Annotated in this window: 14 protein-coding genes; 5 read left to right on the plus strand and 9 right to left on the minus strand. The window is 45.2% G+C overall.

Features of this window, described 5'->3' with window-relative positions:
* Positions 1-13 precede the first annotated feature (13 nt).
* On the plus strand, positions 14-1,138 hold the full coding sequence (gene ald / locus CDZ87_RS01880) for an alanine dehydrogenase (RefSeq protein ID WP_100751928.1): 1,125 nt from the start codon (positions 14-16) through the stop codon (positions 1,136-1,138).
* A gap of 119 nt (positions 1,139-1,257) precedes the next feature.
* Here ald and yfbV read toward each other — a convergent pair whose 3' ends face one another.
* Entirely contained in the window at positions 1,258-1,710 is a 453-nt protein-coding gene (gene yfbV / locus CDZ87_RS01885) for a terminus macrodomain insulation protein YfbV (protein ID WP_038172766.1), read from the minus strand.
* A 349-nt stretch (positions 1,711-2,059) separates the two neighbouring features.
* On the opposite strand from yfbV, the gene CDZ87_RS01890 reads away from it, so the two are divergent.
* The gene (locus CDZ87_RS01890) at positions 2,060-3,256 is read left to right on the plus strand and encodes an acetate kinase (RefSeq protein WP_100751929.1); all 1,197 of its coding nucleotides are present in this window, start codon (positions 2,060-2,062) and stop codon (positions 3,254-3,256) included.
* 132 nt (positions 3,257-3,388) lie between these two features.
* Positions 3,389-5,533: a phosphate acetyltransferase gene (pta, locus tag CDZ87_RS01895; protein ID WP_100751930.1), complete on the plus strand. Its 2,145-nt coding sequence runs from the start codon at positions 3,389-3,391 to the stop codon at positions 5,531-5,533.
* A gap of 130 nt (positions 5,534-5,663) precedes the next feature.
* Here pta and CDZ87_RS01900 read toward each other — a convergent pair whose 3' ends face one another.
* The 6 genes from CDZ87_RS01900 to CDZ87_RS01925 all read right to left on the minus strand — a co-directional run bounded on the left by CDZ87_RS01900 (position 5,664) and on the right by CDZ87_RS01925 (position 12,376).
* Entirely contained in the window at positions 5,664-6,608 is a 945-nt protein-coding gene (locus tag CDZ87_RS01900) for a glutathione S-transferase family protein (protein WP_100751931.1), read from the minus strand.
* A 168-nt stretch (positions 6,609-6,776) separates the two neighbouring features.
* Complete coding sequence (gene oppF, locus CDZ87_RS01905) at positions 6,777-7,769, minus strand: murein tripeptide/oligopeptide ABC transporter ATP binding protein OppF (protein ID WP_038172773.1); 993 nt, start codon at positions 7,767-7,769, stop codon at positions 6,777-6,779.
* On the minus strand, positions 7,766-8,737 hold the full coding sequence (gene oppD / locus CDZ87_RS01910; RefSeq protein WP_172953543.1) for an ABC transporter ATP-binding protein: 972 nt from the start codon (positions 8,735-8,737) through the stop codon (positions 7,766-7,768). Before oppD ends, oppF begins: the two co-directional genes overlap by 4 nt.
* Positions 8,738-8,764: 27 nt before the next feature.
* A complete protein-coding gene (oppC, locus tag CDZ87_RS01915) occupies positions 8,765-9,667 on the minus strand; it encodes an oligopeptide ABC transporter permease OppC (protein ID WP_100751934.1) in 903 nt (300 codons plus the stop codon).
* A gap of 15 nt (positions 9,668-9,682) precedes the next feature.
* A complete protein-coding gene (gene oppB / locus CDZ87_RS01920; RefSeq protein ID WP_100751935.1) occupies positions 9,683-10,603 on the minus strand; it encodes an oligopeptide ABC transporter permease OppB in 921 nt (306 codons plus the stop codon).
* A 138-nt stretch (positions 10,604-10,741) separates the two neighbouring features.
* Entirely contained in the window at positions 10,742-12,376 is a 1,635-nt protein-coding gene (locus tag CDZ87_RS01925) for an ABC transporter substrate-binding protein (protein ID WP_100752048.1), read from the minus strand.
* A 999-nt stretch (positions 12,377-13,375) separates the two neighbouring features.
* On the opposite strand from CDZ87_RS01925, the gene CDZ87_RS01930 reads away from it, so the two are divergent.
* Both CDZ87_RS01930 and CDZ87_RS01935 read left to right on the plus strand, forming a co-directional pair.
* Positions 13,376-15,715, plus strand: a complete 2,340-nt coding sequence (locus CDZ87_RS01930) for a M4 family metallopeptidase (RefSeq protein ID WP_100751936.1) — start codon at positions 13,376-13,378, stop codon at positions 15,713-15,715.
* Positions 15,716-15,786: 71 nt separating this feature from the next.
* A complete protein-coding gene (locus tag CDZ87_RS01935; protein WP_100751937.1) occupies positions 15,787-17,322 on the plus strand; it encodes a M28 family metallopeptidase in 1,536 nt (511 codons plus the stop codon).
* Between the two features lie 187 nt (positions 17,323-17,509).
* On the opposite strand, the gene CDZ87_RS01940 is transcribed toward CDZ87_RS01935, so the two are convergent.
* The gene (locus CDZ87_RS01940; RefSeq protein WP_038172796.1) at positions 17,510-17,914 is read right to left on the minus strand and encodes a VF530 family protein; all 405 of its coding nucleotides are present in this window, start codon (positions 17,912-17,914) and stop codon (positions 17,510-17,512) included.
* Positions 17,915-18,229: 315 nt separating this feature from the next.
* Positions 18,230-19,657 carry an NAD-dependent succinate-semialdehyde dehydrogenase gene (locus CDZ87_RS01945; RefSeq protein ID WP_100751938.1) on the minus strand — a complete coding sequence of 476 codons (1,428 nt, stop codon included), beginning with the start codon at positions 19,655-19,657 and terminating at the stop codon, positions 18,230-18,232.
* Positions 19,658-19,728: the final 71 nt, after the last annotated feature.

Below are 19,728 nucleotides of genomic sequence, written 5' to 3' on the forward strand. Positions count from 1 at the left end.
ATGAGGATTCAGGATGATTATTGGCGTACCTAAGGAAATCAAAAACCACGAATATCGTGTTGGTATGATCCCAGCCAGCGTTCGCGAGCTAGTGTCTCAAGGTCACCAAGTTTTTGTTGAAACTAATGCCGGTTCAGGCATCGGTTTTTCAGACGATGATTACATCGCTGTAGGCGCATCCATTCTTCCTACTGCTGCTGACGTTTTCACGCAAGCAGATATGATTGTAAAGGTCAAAGAACCTCAAGCTGTCGAGCGCGCTATGCTTCGAGAAGGGCAAATTTTATTTACTTATTTGCACCTAGCACCAGATTTTCCACAAACTGAAGAGCTAATCAAGAGCAAAGCTGTCTGTATAGCGTATGAGACTGTAACAGATAATATGGGTCGCTTGCCACTACTTGCGCCAATGTCTGAGGTTGCAGGTCGCATGTCTATTCAAGCGGGCGCGCAAACTTTGGAGAAATCTCACGGTGGTCGCGGTTTACTTCTGGGTGGTGTACCTGGCGTTGAGCCAGCTAAAGTCGTTGTCGTTGGTGGCGGCGTGGTTGGTGCTAATGCGGCCCGCATGGCTGTTGGTCTGCGTGCTGACGTAACCATTCTGGATCGTAACGTTGATACATTGCGTCGTTTGGACGAAGAGTTCCAAGGCCGCGCTAAAGTGGTTTATTCTACGGAAGATGCTATCGAGAAGCATGTTCTAGAAGCAGATCTAGTGATCGGCGCTGTTCTTATCCCAGGTGCCGCAGCACCTAAACTAGTCACTAAAGAGCATATCGCGAAGATGAAACCTGGCGCGGCGGTTGTTGACGTTGCAATTGACCAAGGCGGCTGTTTTGAGACTTCACATGCCACAACACATGCTGACCCAACTTACATCGTTGATGAGGTTGTTCACTACTGTGTGGCTAACATGCCTGGCGCGGTTGCACGCACTTCTACTTTTGCCCTTAATAACGCGACACTGCCTTACATTGTTAAGCTTGCCAACAAAGGCTACCGCGAAGCACTTCTTGAAGACAAAGGTTTCCTAGAAGGCCTAAACGTGATTCATGGTAAAGTGACCTGTAAAGAAGTCGCTGAGAGCTTTGAACTTGAATACGTTGCACCGGCTGATGCTATCGCTATGTTCAACTAAAATTGAATGGCCGAAAACATAAAAAAGCGCTCACACGGTGGGCGCTTTTTTTATCTGAGTACCATATATTGCTCGAGGTGCGATATAAAAGATACAGCGGCTGTTCTGATAACGCTGCGTTAGAACCAACGCTCCAACGCACTCTTGTCTAACTGACGAAAAGCTCGATTCAATATCTGTGCAAGCTCTTTATAGCGAGGGCGCGACTTCAAAGGTTCCAATGCAAAACCGCTGTCCGCGATTTTTTGGTGAATTTCGCGATACCAACCCGCAAGTGACGGAGGTAATTCAGTATTGGCACGGTTACCTAACCACCACATACCTTGAATTGGCATACTGATCGCAAACAAGGCGATAATGACCGATTGCGGCATGGAGGGGTAGTTATTGAACGCCATCTGGGTCAGCACGCTGATAGCCGCGATCGCAGGCATCACTTTTACGCCAAACCGAGTTGCTTTGATAATACGCTGCTCGGGGAACAACATCGTCAACTCTTTGCGTATTGGCCAAGTATCCATGTACTTCTGTCCATCACGTAGGCTGTGAACTAAACCGACTTTATTACTCATAGGGCTCTCTCACTTCACTTAGCAATAGGTCAAAACTAAAAATAAGTTGAAAGTTTCAACTATTAGGACAAAATTTTGATAGAAATTAATATTCTTTCAAATTTTTTTGTTATTATTGCCTATTATCGTTATCCTTCTGCGGACCCACAATCTCATTGTTGCTGTTATTTACAATTTAAGCAACTCTTGAGGCCTTTCTGCAGCGGATGCATGAGTGATGAGAAGTATCATCACTATCTTTTATACGGAATTCGAAGTTTTTTTGACCAAGATTAGTGCGCAACTTTAATTGCATCGTCTATTATTTTGGTTAATTTTCATCCTAACTGATTATTACAGGTAGTCACACATGTCTAAGCTAGTTTTAGTTTTAAACTGCGGTAGTTCTTCTCTCAAATTTGCTGTTGTTGATGCAGTGAGCGGCAACGAGCACCTATCAGGTCTTGCAGAATGTCTTCATCTTCCAGAAGCACGCATCAAGTGGAAGCTTGATGGTAAACACGAAGCTCAACTAGGTAATGGTGCAGCTCACGAAGAAGCGCTAGCATTCATGGTAGAAACTATTCTTGCTTCTAAACCAGAACTTAAAGCTAACCTGGGCGCAATCGGTCACCGTATCGTTCATGGTGGCGAACAGTTCACTCAATCGGCTTTAATCACTGATGACGTTCTTAAGGGTATTCAAGACGCTGCGACTTTCGCACCGCTTCACAACCCTGCTCACATCATCGGTATTGAAGCGGCGAAACACAACTTCCCTGAGCTACAAAATGTTGCTGTATTTGACACGGCGTTCCACCAAACAATGCCTGAAGAGTCATACCTATACGCTCTACCGTACAAATTGTATAAAGATCACGGCATTCGTCGTTACGGTATGCACGGGACTTCTCACCTATTTATCACTCGTGAAGTAGCTGGCCTACTTAACAAGCCAGTTGAAGAAGTTAACATCATCAACTGTCACTTAGGCAACGGCGCATCTGTATGTGCAATCAAGAACGGTAAATCTGTTGATACATCAATGGGTCTAACTCCTCTTGAAGGTCTTGTAATGGGTACGCGTTCGGGTGATCTAGACCCTGCAATCATCTTCCATCTACATGACGCTCTTGGCTACTCGGTTGAACAAATCAACACTATGCTAACTAAAGAGTCTGGCCTTGCTGGTTTAACTGAAGTGACTTCTGATTGTCGCTTCGTTGAAGACAATTACGGTGAGAAAGAAGAAGCGACTCGCGCGATGGACGTTTTCTGTCACCGCCTAGCTAAATATGTAGCGGGTTACACAGCAACGCTAGGTGGCCGTGTTGACGCTATCACTTTCACTGGCGGTATCGGCGAAAACTCTGGCCCTATCCGTGAAATGGTACTGAACCGTCTGGGTATTTTCGGTATCGAAGTAGATAGCGAAGCAAACCTTAAAGCACGTTTTGGTGGTGAAGGCACAATCACAACCGCAAACAGCCGTATCCCTGCGATGGTCATCTCAACTAACGAAGAGCTTGTCATCGCTGAAGACACTGCACGTCTCGCTGGTCTTTAATTGACTTAACCGGTTGACGCTTTTTAATACAAAGCAGTTAGCCGGTTTTCTTATTAAGGGGCTTAACTCCTATTCCAATACAACGGAATACGAAGTTATGCTTTTATCTCAATAGCTAAAGGTACTCTACGAATGTCTCGTACTATTATGCTTATCCCTACAAGTGCTGGTGTTGGTCTGACTAGCGTAAGTATGGGTGTTCTTCGCGCAATGGAGCGCAAGGGCGTTAAAGTTTCTTTCTACAAGCCTATCTGTCAGCCGCGCAGTGGTGGTGATCAGCCGGATCTTACGTCTACGATCGTCGCGCACAACAGCGACATGAAGATTGGCCAACCAATGGCGATGTCTGTTGCTGAAAACCTTATCGGTAACGACAACATGGACGAACTGCTCGAGACGGTTGTAGAACGTTACAACCAAATCAATAAAGATTCAGACGTAACGCTTATCGAAGGTCTAGTCCCAACTCGTAAACACCCATTTGCTAACCAAGTAAACGCTGAAATTGCAGCCACACTGGGTGCGGAAATTGTCCTTGTTGCGACACCAGGTACTGACAACCCAACGCAACTCAAAGAGCGTATCGAAGTCGCGTGTTCAAACTTTGGTGGCACTAAAAACAAAAACATCTCTGGCGTGATCATCAATAAGCTCAATGCGCCTGTTGACGAAGCTGGCCGTACTCGCCCTGACCTATCTGAAATCTTTGACGATGCCGACAGTGCGAAGCAGAACGAGATGAAAGTGATGGAGATCTTTAATACGTCTCCAATTCGTGTTTTGGGTTGTGTGCCATGGAGCATCGATCTTATCGCGACTCGCGCTATCGATATGGCAAAACACCTCAATGCTGACATCATCAACCCTGGTGATATCAATACGCGTCGCATCAAAAGCATCACTTTCTGTGCGCGTTCGCTACCCAACATGATTGAGCACTTTAAACCTGGCTCTTTGCTTGTGACTTCAGCGGATCGCCCAGACGTTATTGTTGCGGCTGCACTTGCGGCAATGAACGGCGTTGATATTGGTGCCATATTACTAACGGGTGGATACGACATCCCACAAGAGATTGCCGGTCTATGTAAGCCAGCATTTGATACAGGTCTACCGATCTTCAAGGCACAAGGTAACACTTGGCAAACGTCTCTTAATCTACAAAGCTTTAGTATTGAAGTCCCTGCTGACGATAAAGAGCGTATCGAGTTCATTAACGAACACGTCGCTGGCCATATCGACGGCAACTGGATTGAGTCAATGACTGAAGGTACTCAGAAGTCACGTCGACTAAGCCCACCGGCGTTCCGTTACCAACTAACTGAACTGGCACGTAAAGCCGGTAAGCGTATTGTGCTTCCTGAAGGTGATGAACCACGCACCGTAAAAGCGGCCGCTATTTGTGCTGAGCGTGGCATCGCTGAGTGTGTGCTTCTAGGTAACCCTGACGAAATCCGTCGTGTTGCGGCTCAACAAGGTGTTGAGTTAGGTGCTGGCGTTCAAATCATCGACGCTGATGCGGTTCGTGAGAACTACGTAGCGCGCTTGGTAGAACTTCGCGGTGCGAAAGGCATGACCGAAGTGGTTGCTCGTGAAAAACTGAAAGATTCTGTGTTCCTCGGCACGATGATGCTTGAAAACAACGAAGTTGATGGTCTGGTTTCTGGTGCAATTCACACTACGGCGAACACTATCGTTCCTCCGTTCCAAATCATCAAGACGGCACCTAACGCATCTATCGTATCTTCTGTGTTCTTTATGCTACTGCCGGATCAAGTCCTCGTATACGGTGACTGTGCAATCAACCCAGATCCAAACGCCGAACAGCTTGCTGAAATCGCTATCCAATCGGCAGATTCTGCCGCCGCATTTGGTATCGAACCGCGCGTTGCCATGATCTCTTACTCTACTGGTGAATCTGGTAAGGGTGCAGACGTTGATAAAGTCCGTGAAGCAACAAAATTAGCTCAAGAGAAACGTCCTGACCTAATCATCGACGGTCCGCTACAGTACGATGCAGCTATCATGGAAAACGTTGCCGCTTCTAAAGCGCCAAACTCTCCTGTTGCAGGTAAAGCGACTGTCTTTGTATTCCCAGACCTAAACACGGGTAACACAACTTACAAAGCAGTACAGCGCTCGGCAGACCTAGTGTCTATCGGTCCAATGCTGCAAGGCATGCGTAAACCAGTAAACGATTTATCTCGCGGCGCACTTGTCGACGACATCGTTTACACGATTGCCCTAACGGCGATTCAAGCAGACCAAGAAAAGAACTAGTTTTCTGGTCTGCATTGAAAATCAAACAAGCCCTCGTTGATCGAGGGCTTTTTATTGGTCATTTTTTCGCGGCTTAGTTTGGTTATTACTTAGCTTAGTTAATGCTTAGTTAATGCTTAGCTCATTGCCATCATAACGTATCACGACCATGCGCGGATTCAAGATCAAGCTCAGGCCCTTTTGGCACGATTTGAGTCGGGTTGATTCCAGTATGGCTAAAGTAATAGTGACGTTTAATGTGATAAAAGTCTGTGGTCTCTTTGACACCCGGCACCTGATAGAGTTCTTTCATATAACCATTGAGGTTCGGATAATCGGCAATACGCTGTTTGTTGCATTTAAAATGGCCAACGTAGACAGCATCAAAACGAATCAAGGTAGTAAACAAACGCCAATCGGCTTCGGTTATCTGCGCTCCAACCAAGTAACGATGAGTGGCTAAGTGCGCTTCCACTTTATCGAGCGCCGAAAACAGTTGATCAAACGCCTCTTGATACGCCTCTTGAGTGGTGGCAAAACCACAGCGATAAACGCCATTGTTGATATTTGGGTAAATAAACTCATTCCACTCATCAATGACATCGGCAAGCGCTTGTGGGTAATAGTCGTCATGGTTACCGGTGAGTTCATTAAACTCTGAGTTAAACATACGAATAATTTCAGACGATTCATTGCTCACAATGGTGTTGTGTTTTTTATCCCACAGCACGGGAACCGTGACTCGCCCGGTGTAATTTGGTTTCGCTTGGGTATAGATTTGGTGCATACAGGTATGACCAAACAGAGGTTCCGGTAAGCCCATCTGCCACCCTTCACTCATCATATCCGGGCACACAACAGTGACATCGATGTGCGTTTCTAGTTGTTTTAATTGACGAAAGATAAGAGTTCGATGAGCCCAAGGACAGGCTAACGACACATACAGGTGGTAACGTCCTGACTCGGGTTGGAACTTAGCGTCAGGTTGATTGGTAACCCAGTCACGAAAGCCAGCATCCTCTCGAACAAACTTGCCCTTGTTCGATTTTGTGTCATACCAGACATTATGCCACACACCTTCCACTAACTTACCCATAAAAACCTCCTAAGCAATAAATTCACTTAATCAGTATATTCAAAAAGGGCCTCAGCTTGAGTAGAGAGTATTGGCTTAGTTGTTCGAATAATTTGAACTATTAATAAAAACGACAAAAAAAGCGCGACCCCAAAAGGATGTCGCGCTTAAGCCCGTCACAGGCTGAACTTAGATGCTAACGTGTAAACACGATACCGCATGCACATCGTTACCTTGAATCGTCGGTTTGGTTTGTGCGCAAGCCTCTGTCGCTTGTGGGCAACGAGTACGGAACACACAACCCGATGGCGGATTGATTGGCGAAGGCAAGTCACCTTCAAGCATCTCGATTTTCTTAGCGCGCTCAAGTTTAGGATCTGGGATTGGGACCGCAGACATCAGAGCGCGAGTATAAGGGTGTTTTGGATCAGCAAACAGTGCTTTCGCTTCCCCAAGCTCTACGGCATTACCTAAGTACATCACTAACACGCGATCTGAAATATGTTTAACCACAGATAAATCATGTGCGATAAAGACCAAAGACAGACCAAGCTCTTTCTGGATTTCTTGAAGCAGGTTGACTACCTGAGCCTGAATTGACACATCAAGTGCCGATACAGGTTCGTCACAGATGATCATTTTTGGCTTTAAGATAAGGGCACGAGCGATGCCGATACGCTGACACTGACCGCCTGAAAACTCATGTGGGTAACGGTTGATCACGTTCGGTAATAGACCGACTTTAGCCATCATCTCTTTAACGCGGTCTTTCACTTCTTGCTTAGACAACTCAGGATAGAAGGTTTGTAACGGCTCAGCGATGATATCACCGACCGTCATGCGCGGGTTAAGCGATGCCAGCGGATCTTGGAAGATCATCTGAATTTCTTTGCGCGTTTCACGACGCTGAACGGCTTGCATCTTAGTCAAATCTTGACCAAGCCACATCACATCACCATCTGTGGCTTCAACCAGACCGATGATCGCACGAGCAAAAGTCGATTTACCACAACCAGACTCACCAACCACACCTAAGGTCTCACCCTCGTAAAGACGCACATTGACGCCGTCTACCGCTTTGAGAGTGGATGGTTTGCTCCAAGGCCACGCCGATTTCGCCGCGATGCTGAAATGCACTTTAAGATTTTTTACATCAAGTAGTAATGGTTTATCTATACTCATTTTTTCCATTCCTCCCACTGCGAAAAACAGGCACGCTGACGACCGGTATCAAACGGCGTTAAAATTGGTGCTTCTTGCTTACAACGATCCATAACACGGTGACAACGCTCTTGGTAAGGGCAGCCTGGTGGTAGACGCAGTAAGTTAGGTGGGTTGCCTGGGATAGTCGGCAGAATCTCGCCTTCTGTATCTAAGCGAGGAATCGCTTTCAGTAGCCCTTCCGAATATGGGTGGCTTGGATGGTAGAAAATTTCGTCAACGTTACCGTATTCCATCGTACGGCCAGCGTACATAACCAATACTTTTTCACACGAACCTGCCACTACACCCAGATCATGAGTGATCATGATGATGGCAGTATTGAACTCAGATTTTAACTCGTTCAACAGATCCATGATCTGCGCTTGAACGGTGACATCAAGTGCGGTTGTTGGCTCATCAGCAATCAGAAGTTTTGGACGACATAGCAACGCCATTGCGATCATGACACGCTGACGCATACCGCCTGAGAATTCATGTGGGTACATGGTAATACGCTTGCGCGCTTCAGGGATTTTTACCGCTTCTAACATGCGCACAGACTCTTCAAAAGCTTCTGCTTTACCCATGCCTTTGTGCAGCATTAGCACTTCCATCAACTGATCACTGACCTTCATATAAGGATTAAGCGACGTCATTGGATCTTGGAAGATCATGGCAATCTGTTCAGCACGAACCTTATTTAACTCTTTCTCTGGCAGGTTAAGGATCTCTTTACCTTCAAACTTTGCACTGCCTGAAATAATGCCGTTTTTGGCCAAAAGGCCCATGATTGCGAATACCGTTTGTGACTTACCTGAGCCAGATTCACCAACAATACCTAAGGTTTCACCTTGATTCAGGGAAAAGTTTAAATCGTTTACTGCGGTAACAATACCATCTTGAGTGGTAAATTCGACGCGCAGATCTTTGACATCTAATAAGCTCATCATTGCTTCCTTAATCTTATCTTTCAATTATCTGTCTTTTGGATCCAACGCGTCGCGTAGACCATCGCCAACGTAGTTGAAACAAAATAGAGTCACAACCATGAACGCGGCTGGGAAAGCCAACTGCCAGATTGCCACTTCCATTGTCTGGGCACCTTCTTGTAACAGTGCACCCCAACTTGTCATCGGCTCTTGAACACCAAGACCAAGGAATGAAAGGAAAGATTCAGTCAAAATCATGCTTGGGATTAAAAGCGTAGAGTAAACCGCAACAATACCCAGTACATTTGGAACGATGTGGCGAGTGATGATCTTCCAGTTGCTGACACCACAAACATGCGCCGCTTCGATAAACTCTTTGCTACGTAAGCTCAGCGTTTGACCACGAACAATACGGGCCATATCGAGCCAAGCAATTGCGCCAATCGCAACGAAGATAAGAATGATGTTACGACCGAAGAATGTCACCAGTACGATCACGAGGAACATAAACGGAACCGCGTAAAGGATCTCTAGGATACGCATCATAATTCGGTCGACTTTACCGCCGATAAACCCAGAAGCCGCGCCATACAGCGTACCAATCAGTACCGCAACAAAGGCGCCCATGACACCGACCATCAATGAAATACGACCGCCAATAAGGGTCCGGACATAAATATCACGGCCAAGGCTATCCGTACCAAACCAATGATCTGCGTTCGGTGCAACGTGCATTGCATACCAGTCGGTATCGTCATAAGCGAACGGCGCCATCATCGGTAAGACAATCACAGATAATGTGATAATAAGGAGAATAATCAAGCTGACCATCGCCGCTTTGTTACGCATAAAGCGGATACGGGCATCTTGCCAAAGACTACGACCTTCAATTTCTAAGTTCTCAGAGAACTTCTCGATCGCGGCCAGGTTTTCTTTTTTCGTTAACATAACCAAACTTCCCTGTTAGTAGCGAATTTTCGGGTCGATCATTGCAAGTAGGATATCTACGATCGCGTTGAATAAGATAAATAGGAAACCAATCAAAATGGTCACTCCCATTACAAGCGAGTAGTCACGGTTAAAGGCAGCGTTAACAAACAGCTTACCAATGCCAGGAAGACCGAAAATAGTTTCGATAACAACAGAGCCGGTGATGATACCTACAAACGCAGGCCCCATGTAAGAAACAACAGGAAGTAGCGCCGGCTTAAGAGCATGTTTAATAACGATATAACGGTAACTTAACCCTTTGGCACGGGCGGTACGAATAAAGTTACTGTTAAGTGTTTCGATCATCGAACCACGTGTAATACGGGCAAACGTTGCAACGTAAAGCAGTGACATACCAAGCACAGGCAGAACCAGATATTTCAGACCACCGTCTTGCCAACCACCAGCAGGAAAAAGGTTCCAGTGAAGAGAAAATAGATAAATCAATGCCGGTGCGAGTACGAAGGATGGCATAACAACCCCGAGCATCGCCGTTGACATAATGGTGTAGTCCACCCACGTATTTTGCTTCAACGCCGCAATGGTTCCGACACTTACCCCCATAATGATGGTAAAGATAAAAGCGATAAAGCCCACTTTGGCCGAAACTGGTAGTGCACCGTAGATCAGTTCATTTACCGAGTAATCAAGGTACTTAAAGGAAGGACCAAAATCACCTTGAATAACATTAGTCAGGTACGTGGTGTATTGTTCAAATACAGGCTTATCTAGACCATATTTCGCCTCGATATTAGCCATAACTTCAGGTGGTAGCGGCTTCTCACTCGAGAATGGGTTACCAGGCGCGAAGCGCATGAGAAAGAAAGATACCGTGATCAATACCAACATGGTTGGGATCGCCTCAAATATCCTTTTCGCGATGAATTTAAGCATAAACTCACTCTTTCAGTCTGTGACAGTTTAATAAATAAAGGAATTCAACCAAATTTCTACGAATTTTGAGTTGAGTAAGGCGCTGCATGTAAGTTCTCACATGCAGGCCTTGTTTTTATCGTTCTATAGGCTCATAGATTATTGAGCTTTGATGTATAGATCTTTTGAGTAGATCTTCTCTTCCGCGTTGTTAGCAGGGAAACCACCAACTTGTGGAGAAAGAAGACGAGCACGTACGTACTGGTAGATAGGTGCGATTGGCATTTCTTTCGCAATCAACTCTTCTGCTTGCATGTAAAGCGCAGTACGCTCTGCTTCAGACGTTGAGTTTAGAGCCTTCTCGATGATCGCATCGTACTCTTTATTGCCCCAGTGCTGACCTCCAGTCGTGTTCTTACTAACCATAAGTGTTAGGAAAGAAGACGCTTCATTGTAGTCACCACACCAACCGGCGCGTGAGACTTCAAAGTCACCTTGGTCTTTAGAAGAAAGGTACGTTTTCCACTCTTGGTTCTCAAGTGTCACTTTTAAACCCAAAGATTGCTTCCACATTGAACCTAACGCAACCGCAATCTTTTTATGGTTTTCGTTGGTGTTGTAAAGGAGAGAAAACTCTAGTGGATTATCTTTACCAAAACCAGCTTCTTCAAGAAGGCGCGCCGCTTCAGCATTACGCTCTTTTTGTGACATTTTAGCGAATTCAGGAAGCTCTGGGTTGAAGCCAGCAGTGATCTCTGGAGTGAGGAAGTATGCCGGTTTTTGACCTTGCGCTAAGATGGCGTCGGTCACGATGCTGCGATCGATAGCGTAAGAGATCGCTTTACGAACACGTACGTCATCAAATGGCTTTTGCTTAGTGTTGAAAGAATAGTAATAAGTACACAGACTGCCTTCAACAGACACTGATTCAGGATATTCTTTCTTCAAGCGCTTGAAGTGCTCTACTGGCAGTGCTGAAGATGAAAAATCTAGCTCGCCAGACAAAAAGCGGTTCATTTCCGCAACTTGATTCTCGATAGGTAAGAAGGTGACTTGATTAAGAACGGTGTTTTTGTTGTCCCAGTATTGTTCATTACGCTTAAGAACCATACGCTCGTTCAGTACCCAACGGTCTACTACGAATGCACCGTTGCCGACAAAATGCTCGGGCTTAGTCCACTGGTCACCGAACTTTTCAACTGTCGCTTTATGAACTGGCTTAACCGTTGTGTGACCTGTCATCATAACGAAGTATGGTACAGCGGTATCTAACTCAACCACTAATGTATGGTCGTCAACGGCTTTAACACCTAGCGTGCTCTTATCCTTTTCACCCGCTACGATCTCTTTCGCGTTCTTCATCTTGGTGTATTCCATGTACCAAGCGTATGGTGATGCTGTTGCAGGGTCTACGGCACGTTGCCAGCTGTATACGAAATCTTCTGCCGTTACAGGGTCGCCGTTTGACCACTTAGCATCTTTACGAAGATGGAAAGTGAATGTTTTGTTGTCTGCTGTTTCCCAAGACTCTGCAACACCTGGAATAGTGTTGCCATCTGCATCTTGGTTCACTAAGCCTTCGAGAAGATCACGGATAACGTGAGATTCTGGTACACCTTGTGATTTGTGTGGGTCGATAGTTGCAACTTCAGTACCGTTACCACGAACAAGTTCTTGTTTTTCGGCTAGTTTAGTTCCTGCTGGAACATCTGCTGCTAGAGTTACGGTAGAGGTTGCGGCCACTGCTAGACCAGTACCCAGAAGAAGGGCTTGTGTGATTTTGTTCTTATACATGTGTAAAACTCCAAGTTTTTTATTTGCATCCATGACTTCTTTGTACAGCACCAGAACAGACAGTGATTTAGATCTGTTTAGCTCAAAAAATAAGCATAAAAACCTAAAAACATACAAAGATTGCGGCACACATTAGCAATCATTGACGTCATTTGCCATAAAAATGTAGCAAAAAGTGGTATAACACCGTGATTACGTCAATAAATTAGTAAAAATCACTGCTAATTGTGAATATCTTAGTTTATTAAAATAAGAACCCTTTGCGCAGTAGATTGAAGTGCCATATTCTCTATCAAGATGATCATTTTTAGCATCTTGTGCTAGAGATAGTGCAAGAAAACTAACAAAAGTTATACAAACTCGCTAACAGTTAACTACATTTAACTTTACCAATAAAACATTCTGTGAAGCGAGTCACTCAGTTGCACAATAACCGCACGCAACTCCCCAAAACGGAGCATTGCTTCCAGAAATGATCCACACCTTGTTATATGAACATTGACGTTCTTACCGAATAGCACAGGGTTGTATTCCCACCTCTTCTAGCTAACTTCCTAGCTAAGATTCCCAGTAAATCACAACAGCTAAAGGCAGTAACGCCATTACTATGTTATTGCATTGATTGCCGACTGATTGTCACCTCAACCATTTGATTCGGTTTCCATACATGCTGAGTAAGTCACGTCATCACTCATGTGTATTAATGTCAGTTACCCCCGAATTCATTTGACAGCTTGAGCATGTAAGAAAAATCAGTCAAAAAACCTTTCTTTCTGTCGGAAAATAGCAACTAACAAACTCATCATGATTTACCGATCAAAATCCTAACTTCGTTCAAGAAATTCAGCAGGCACCACCAAATGTAACTATGTAAAACATTAGTTTCAGCGACTTAGTACCTTGCACCTCGAAACTAAATTGTTCATACGAATAATGTAAATTATTGTTAGCAAATTTGTTAAATTCTCGGTGATTTCATCATCAAGAGTGATAACAACAATGAAAATAAACAAACGTCTGATCGCACTAACCGTTTCTAGTGCAATGACTTTATCGGTATATGCGGGAGAGTCAGTGACTCTTACTCAACCGATTAACTTTACTAACTTTTCTGGGCTTAATGCCCAACTCGGCGTTAACAATGCGTCTAGTTTTAAGGTAGTTAAAGAAGTAGAGCTTAAGAAGCGTGGTATATACAAAGTTAAGGTACAGCAGAACCTATGGGGTATCCCTGTATGGGGCCACTCTCTCAACGCCACACAAAGTGTCAAAGGTGGCGCACTTAAATCGCTACAAGGTAACTATCTCAAAACCTCTTCGATAGAACGTGCTTTTGTCAAACCTACCATTAACCGCACACAGGCATTAGCGCTCGCGAGTAAGGATATCAACGCAGGCTTAACCAGCAACGCATCACTAGAAAACGTTCAGGACAACCTATTTGTTTACCAAGATGGTGACAAAACCCGACTGATCTACGTCGTGTCTTATCTAGTTCAAGGCAGCAAACAACCTACACGACCGTTCACTATGTTAGATGCACACACTGGCGAGATTATTGATCGTTGGGAGGGCATTGCTCACGCACAAATTGGTACCGGACCTGGCGGAAATCAAAAAACTGGCATGTATGAATATGGTACTGACTACCATTACCTTGATGTGGTTAAAAATGGAACTGAGTGTGTTTTCAACTCAGAAAACGTCGTCACCGTCGATCTAAATGGCGCCACAGAAGGTGAAACACCGCACAGTTACGATTGTCCACGTAACACTCACAAACAAGTCAATGGGGCTTATTCCCCCCTAAACGATGCTCATTACTTTGGCAACATTGTTTTCGACATGTACAAAAACTGGTTCGATACTGCGCCACTGTCATTCAAACTTATGATGCGCGTTCACTATGGTGACGGTTACGAGAACGCCTTTTGGGACGGTCAGGCAATGACCTTTGGCGATGGTAAAGACTTCTTTTACCCATTAGTCAGTTTGGACGTATCTGCGCACGAAGTGAGCCACGGATTTACCGAACAAAACTCCGGTTTAGTTTACGCTAACCAATCTGGTGGTATCAACGAAGCATTCTCTGATATTGCTGGTGAAGCGGCAGAATATTACATGAAAGGCACCAACGACTGGATGGTAGGGCGTGATATCTTTAAAGAAGATGGCGCGCTTCGTTACATGGATGATCCTTCACGTGACGGCTCTTCTATCAACAACGCGTCTGAATATTATGACGGCTTAAATGTCCACTATAGTTCTGGCGTTTTCAATAAAGCCTTTTATCACCTAGCAACCACTCAGGGTTGGGATACTAAGAAAGCGTTCGAACTGTTCGTGCTCGCCAACCAAATCTATTGGTCACAAAACAGTGATTTTTGGCAAGGTGCCTGTGGGGTAAAAAACTCTGCAGCCGATCTTGGTTATCAAACCAGTGATGTCGTCGCAGCATTCAACATTGTTGGTGTCGAACCTTGTGCAGAGCCACCACTACCGCCAGAACCCGAATATCAACGTCTTGAAAATGGGCAAGTAACCACAGTTGCTGGTGGCACAGGCTCTAAAACTTACTTTGATATTGAAGTGCCCGATGGCAAAGAAAAACTGACGATTGATCTTGCTGTGGCAACGGGCGACCCAGATCTTTATGTTGGTTTCGACTACGCGCCAAGCCCACTGGAGAATATCTGTAAGAGTGAAAGTGTTACCGATGAGGTGTGTATTATCGAAAACCCGATCTCAGGTCGCTACACCATTAACGTGCTTGGTTATTCTGAATATACCGACGCCAACCTAACCGCGACCTTTGACGAGGGAACGACTAATCTTCCACCTATAGCTGCATTTGAATATACCGTCCGTGGTAACGATGTCGACCTACGCAGTACAAGTAGTGACAACGACGGACAAATCGTGTCTTACCAATGGAACCTTGGTGATGGTAATACAGTAAACGGTGAAGTGGTGAACTACACCTACACTGCAGCAGGTGAATACGTTGTGACATTAACCGTGACTGATGATTCGGGCGCACTTACATCAATCAGTCAAATGATCACGATAGAAGATAACTCAACCGAAGCATTCCCATTAAAACTTAAGTTTGGTAACAAGCATCCGAATGGAACTGCTCGCGTCAAGCTTGCTTGGGAATATCAAACCAACGACTACTTTATTATCAAACGTAACGGTAAAAACGTCGGTGCGACAGACTATCACTCATATGTGGATAAGTTCAACCATAACGGCACAATCGATGTGGAGTACCAAGTCTGTACCTCAAATGACGTGTGTTCTGAAACCAAACGCTATCGCTTTATCAAAGCAAATTAATTCGTAGTGAATTAAATATGGGGGCTCCTAACGGAGCTCTTATTCGTCAATTCCCAATACAAGGATTCCCAATGGCTATCAAACACACGCTTTTGGCTTTGACTCTACTTAGTAGCGTATCTGTATATGCATCACAAACATTCTTGCCATTAGCTGAAAATGAGGTCTGGATCACGACCGATGCCGACGCTCAACATCTCATTACCCTACACGGCGCGACCGTCTTGTCTGGCTTTACAGACAGCAAACATTCGGTTGTAGCGAAAGTCAATCAACAACAACTCGCCGCCCTATCGAGCCACATGCATGACGAGAAACATCGCTGCGGTGGTTATATGGTGCATCCAGACAAAGCCAGCGCATTAAAAGCATCATTGATGCCTTTAACACTCAGCTCGTTTGAAAAACCTATTGTTAGCCATAAAGAAACCGTTAATGATCTGATTGCCCAAGTTGAGCCCAACAATATAGTTTCGACAATCGAAGAGCTTACCCGCTTTACCAATCGTTTTTACACAACTTCTACTGGTGTAGAAGCTTCTAACTGGTTACTAGAACGTTGGCAATCAGAAATAGAAAACGTCCCTTATGCATCTGCACAACAAATTACTCATACCGATTACCCACAAAAGTCGGTTGAAGTAACACTACTAGGTGCAAAGTACCCAAATGAAATTGTTGTGATCGGGGGCCACTTAGATTCAACCGTTGGCTCATGGACATCAGAGGGTACAATCTCTCCTGGAGCAGACGATGATGCCTCTGGGATTGCAAGCGTGACCGAGTCTCTTCGTCTAATGATCGCAAGTGGCATTCAGCCAGATAGAACGATTAAGTTTTATGGTTATGCGGCAGAAGAAGTTGGCCTAAGAGGGTCTCAAGACATTGCACAACGACTCAAAGCTGACAACGCCAATGTCATTTCTGCATTGCAGCTAGATATGACCAACTATAATGGCTCGGCGCATGATATTACCTTCATCAGCGATTACACCGATAGTAATTTAAACGCGTTCTTAGCGGAATTAATTGATACCTATGCCAGTGAGATTACATACAATTTTGACCGCTGTGGCTACGCTTGTTCAGATCACGCATCTTGGCACAATGAGGGATACCCTGCAGCAATGCCATTCGAAAGTATGTTTGGTGACTACAACCCCAACATTCATACTCAGCATGACACACTACAAAACTCCGATCCAACGGCAACGCATGCCACTAAGTTTGTTAAACTGGCCATCGCTTATTTAGTCGAAACTAGCTTAGATTCAACCATATCGGATGTCACCGAACTGCGTGAAGGCGTACCCGCCGAACAACTCACCTCTGCTTATGCTGATGAACAGTTTTTCATTTTCAAGACAACAGAAGCAGGACGAGTCACCATTACCATGACAGGCCCTCATTCTGGCGATGCGGATTTGTACGTCAAGTACAACGATGAGGTCAGTAAAACAAAGTTTGATTGTAGGCCATATCAAAATGGCAGTAATGAGCAATGTGTCTTCGACAAGCCTGCCGGGGAGTTTAACATTATGCTACGTGGCTACCGACACTTTGAAGATGTTAAGCTTGTTGCGACATTCACAAGCGACGTGAATTAATCGACTATTGTCCTACAAACGATGGTGAATATGATGAGTTTGAATCAACGACATGACACATACTTAAACGTCAAGTGACCTTCTATTGTGCAGCGTTCTTACCGCAGCCATAAAAAATGGCCTAGTCATAACTAGGCCATTCAAAAAGTTCAACGGGCAACAACCCTCAGCATTCACTACGTTATTATTAGCGACCACCGCGCGATGAACGCGCCTTGTGAGCAGACGCGGCTTTTGCTTGTGAATTCAAAATGGAATCCACCGTCAATTTCATCGGCTCTTTCGGTTCCAGCCCATGTGGAAAGGTACGTGCCCGTGGCGGTAGATCATACTCTTCAGCAGATGCACGAGGCATACGCTTAAAACGATACAGGTAAAAGTTCTCGACTTTCTCTCTTGCCCACTCGGTTTTCTTTAAATATTTTGCACTGCTCACCACCGAAGGGTTGGTATGGAAACAGTTAAAACGCATTGCCGTATCCAGAATATCCCAACCGTAGAAGTCGACCAGTTCTTGCAGCATCGTTTCTAATTTCAGACCGTGTAGAGGGTTATTCTGTTGTAATTCAATTCTTTCTTCATCAGTCATCATAAGGGGTTCCTAAATATCTAACTTACCGAGGTTGGTGGCCCCATACGCTTTGCAGGCACAATTAAGACAAAGCTCAATGTGGGGTAACGAAAATAGTGGCCGAGGATTCTAACAGAACTCAATCTCTATCCCTACTATTATCGGTGTTGTAGAAATATTGATACGAGCGTAAAAAATCCAATCGCACCGCTGCGACTGTTGAGTTGAGAGTGCGATCCTTCAACACTCTCGATGCGAACGGGATCGAAATACCTCCATGCCTAGTGTGATTGCATGGCTTCTTTCTTTGGTGTCGCTGTAGGTTGTCTAATCAACTTAATTGCCGCCAAAACAGAGATATTTTACGTTCAAGTATTCATCGATACCTTGTTTAGCGCCTTCACGTCCGATGCCGGACTGCTTAACACCACCGAAAGGAGCCACTTCAGTCGAGAGCATGCCTTCGTTAATCCCGACCATGCCGTATTCAAGCGCTTCAGCTATTTTCCAAACACGATGAATGTTTTGACTGTAGAAGTAAGAAGCAAGCCCGTAGATGGTATCGTTGGCCATGTCGATCAGTTGCTCATCGCTGTCAAAGCGAATCACTGGCGCGACTGGGCCAAAGATTTCTTGCGAAACAATTTTCATGTCGTGAGTGACGTCTTTCAGCACTACAGGCTGCATGAACAGGCCATCGAGTTCTTTTAGCTCTGATACTGGCTTCGCACCTTGATCAATCGCACCATCGATAAGTGTTTGAATACCTTGCTTAGCCGACTCGCTGATCACAGGACCAATATTCACGCCCTCTTCCAAACCATTGCCAACTTTCAGTTGCTGAACCGCAGCATCGAACTTAACGACAAATTCGTCATACACTTTGCTGTGGACATAGAAACGATTAGCACATACACACGTTTGACCAGCATTGCGAAACTTAGAAGTCATTGCGCCAACCACCGCGGCATCGATATCCGCATCATCGAATACAATAAATGGCGCGTTGCCACCTAGCTCCATTGACGTACGTTTGATATCACCCGCACTTTGCTGCATCAGCACGCTGCCGACCTGCGTCGAACCTGTGAATGAGAGCTTTCGAATCAGTGGGTGCGAAGTGAAAATAGCACCAACCTGACGTGAGCTCTCACCCAATACCACTTGCAGCACATCACGTGGAATACCGGCTTGGTAGGCAAGTTCTACCACAGCAAACGCAGACAGTGGCGTTAATTCAGAGGGCTTAACGATAAAGCTACAGCCTGCGGCCAATGCAGGCCCTGCTTTACGCGTGATCATTGCAACCGGAAAGTTCCAAGGCGTAATGGCACAAGCGACACCAATCGGCTGCTTGATGGTAACTAAGCGCTTATCTGCACTTGGTGCAGGAATGGTTTCGCCGTAAGTACGTTTCGCTTCTTCGGCAAACCATTCGATAAAGCTTGCCCCATACAGCACTTCACCCTCAGCTTCTGCCAACGGTTTACCTTGTTCTAAGGTCATCAGACGACCAAGATCTTGTTTATTTTCTAGCACAAGTTGGTACCAACGATTGAGCATACCAGCACGCGTTTTCGCGGGAAGCACTGCCCACTCTTTCTGTGCTGTACTAGCGCGTTCAATGCCAGTTATTATGTCATTTTCGCTAGAGACTGGTGCGTAGCCGAGTAGCTCTCCGGTCGCTGGGTTTGTAACGGCAATGCCCTGTTGTGGATTCGCTACCATAAACGAAACAAGGCTTTGGTTTTGTACCTGTTGCATGGTCATTCCTTTTGATAACTCATCATCGCCATATTCTATCCTTAGCGGTCTACTCATTTTCTTCCCCAAGC

It is taken from the genome of Vibrio salilacus (assembly GCF_002811245.1).
GTDB lineage: Bacteria > Pseudomonadota > Gammaproteobacteria > Enterobacterales > Vibrionaceae > Vibrio > Vibrio salilacus.

Excerpts from the sequence above, each read along its gene's own strand:
- ald (WP_100751928.1), top strand. The coding sequence starts at position 14 with ATGATTATTGGCGTACCTAAGGAAATCAAAAACCACGAATATCGTGTT.
- yfbV (WP_038172766.1), bottom strand. The coding sequence starts at position 1,710 with ATGAGTAATAAAGTCGGTTTAGTTCACAGCCTACGTGATGGACAGAAG.
- CDZ87_RS01890 (WP_100751929.1), top strand. The coding sequence starts at position 2,060 with ATGTCTAAGCTAGTTTTAGTTTTAAACTGCGGTAGTTCTTCTCTCAAA.
- pta (WP_100751930.1), top strand. The coding sequence starts at position 3,389 with ATGTCTCGTACTATTATGCTTATCCCTACAAGTGCTGGTGTTGGTCTG.
- CDZ87_RS01900 (WP_100751931.1), bottom strand. The coding sequence starts at position 6,608 with ATGGGTAAGTTAGTGGAAGGTGTGTGGCATAATGTCTGGTATGACACA.
- oppF (WP_038172773.1), bottom strand. The coding sequence starts at position 7,769 with ATGAGTATAGATAAACCATTACTACTTGATGTAAAAAATCTTAAAGTG.
- oppD (WP_172953543.1), bottom strand. The coding sequence starts at position 8,737 with ATGAGCTTATTAGATGTCAAAGATCTGCGCGTCGAATTTACCACTCAA.
- oppC (WP_100751934.1), bottom strand. The coding sequence starts at position 9,667 with ATGTTAACGAAAAAAGAAAACCTGGCCGCGATCGAGAAGTTCTCTGAG.
- oppB (WP_100751935.1), bottom strand. The coding sequence starts at position 10,603 with ATGCTTAAATTCATCGCGAAAAGGATATTTGAGGCGATCCCAACCATG.
- CDZ87_RS01925 (WP_100752048.1), bottom strand. The coding sequence starts at position 12,376 with ATGTATAAGAACAAAATCACACAAGCCCTTCTTCTGGGTACTGGTCTA.
- CDZ87_RS01930 (WP_100751936.1), top strand. The coding sequence starts at position 13,376 with ATGAAAATAAACAAACGTCTGATCGCACTAACCGTTTCTAGTGCAATG.
- CDZ87_RS01935 (WP_100751937.1), top strand. The coding sequence starts at position 15,787 with ATGGCTATCAAACACACGCTTTTGGCTTTGACTCTACTTAGTAGCGTA.
- CDZ87_RS01940 (WP_038172796.1), bottom strand. The coding sequence starts at position 17,914 with ATGATGACTGATGAAGAAAGAATTGAATTACAACAGAATAACCCTCTA.
- CDZ87_RS01945 (WP_100751938.1), bottom strand. The coding sequence starts at position 19,657 with ATGCAACAGGTACAAAACCAAAGCCTTGTTTCGTTTATGGTAGCGAAT.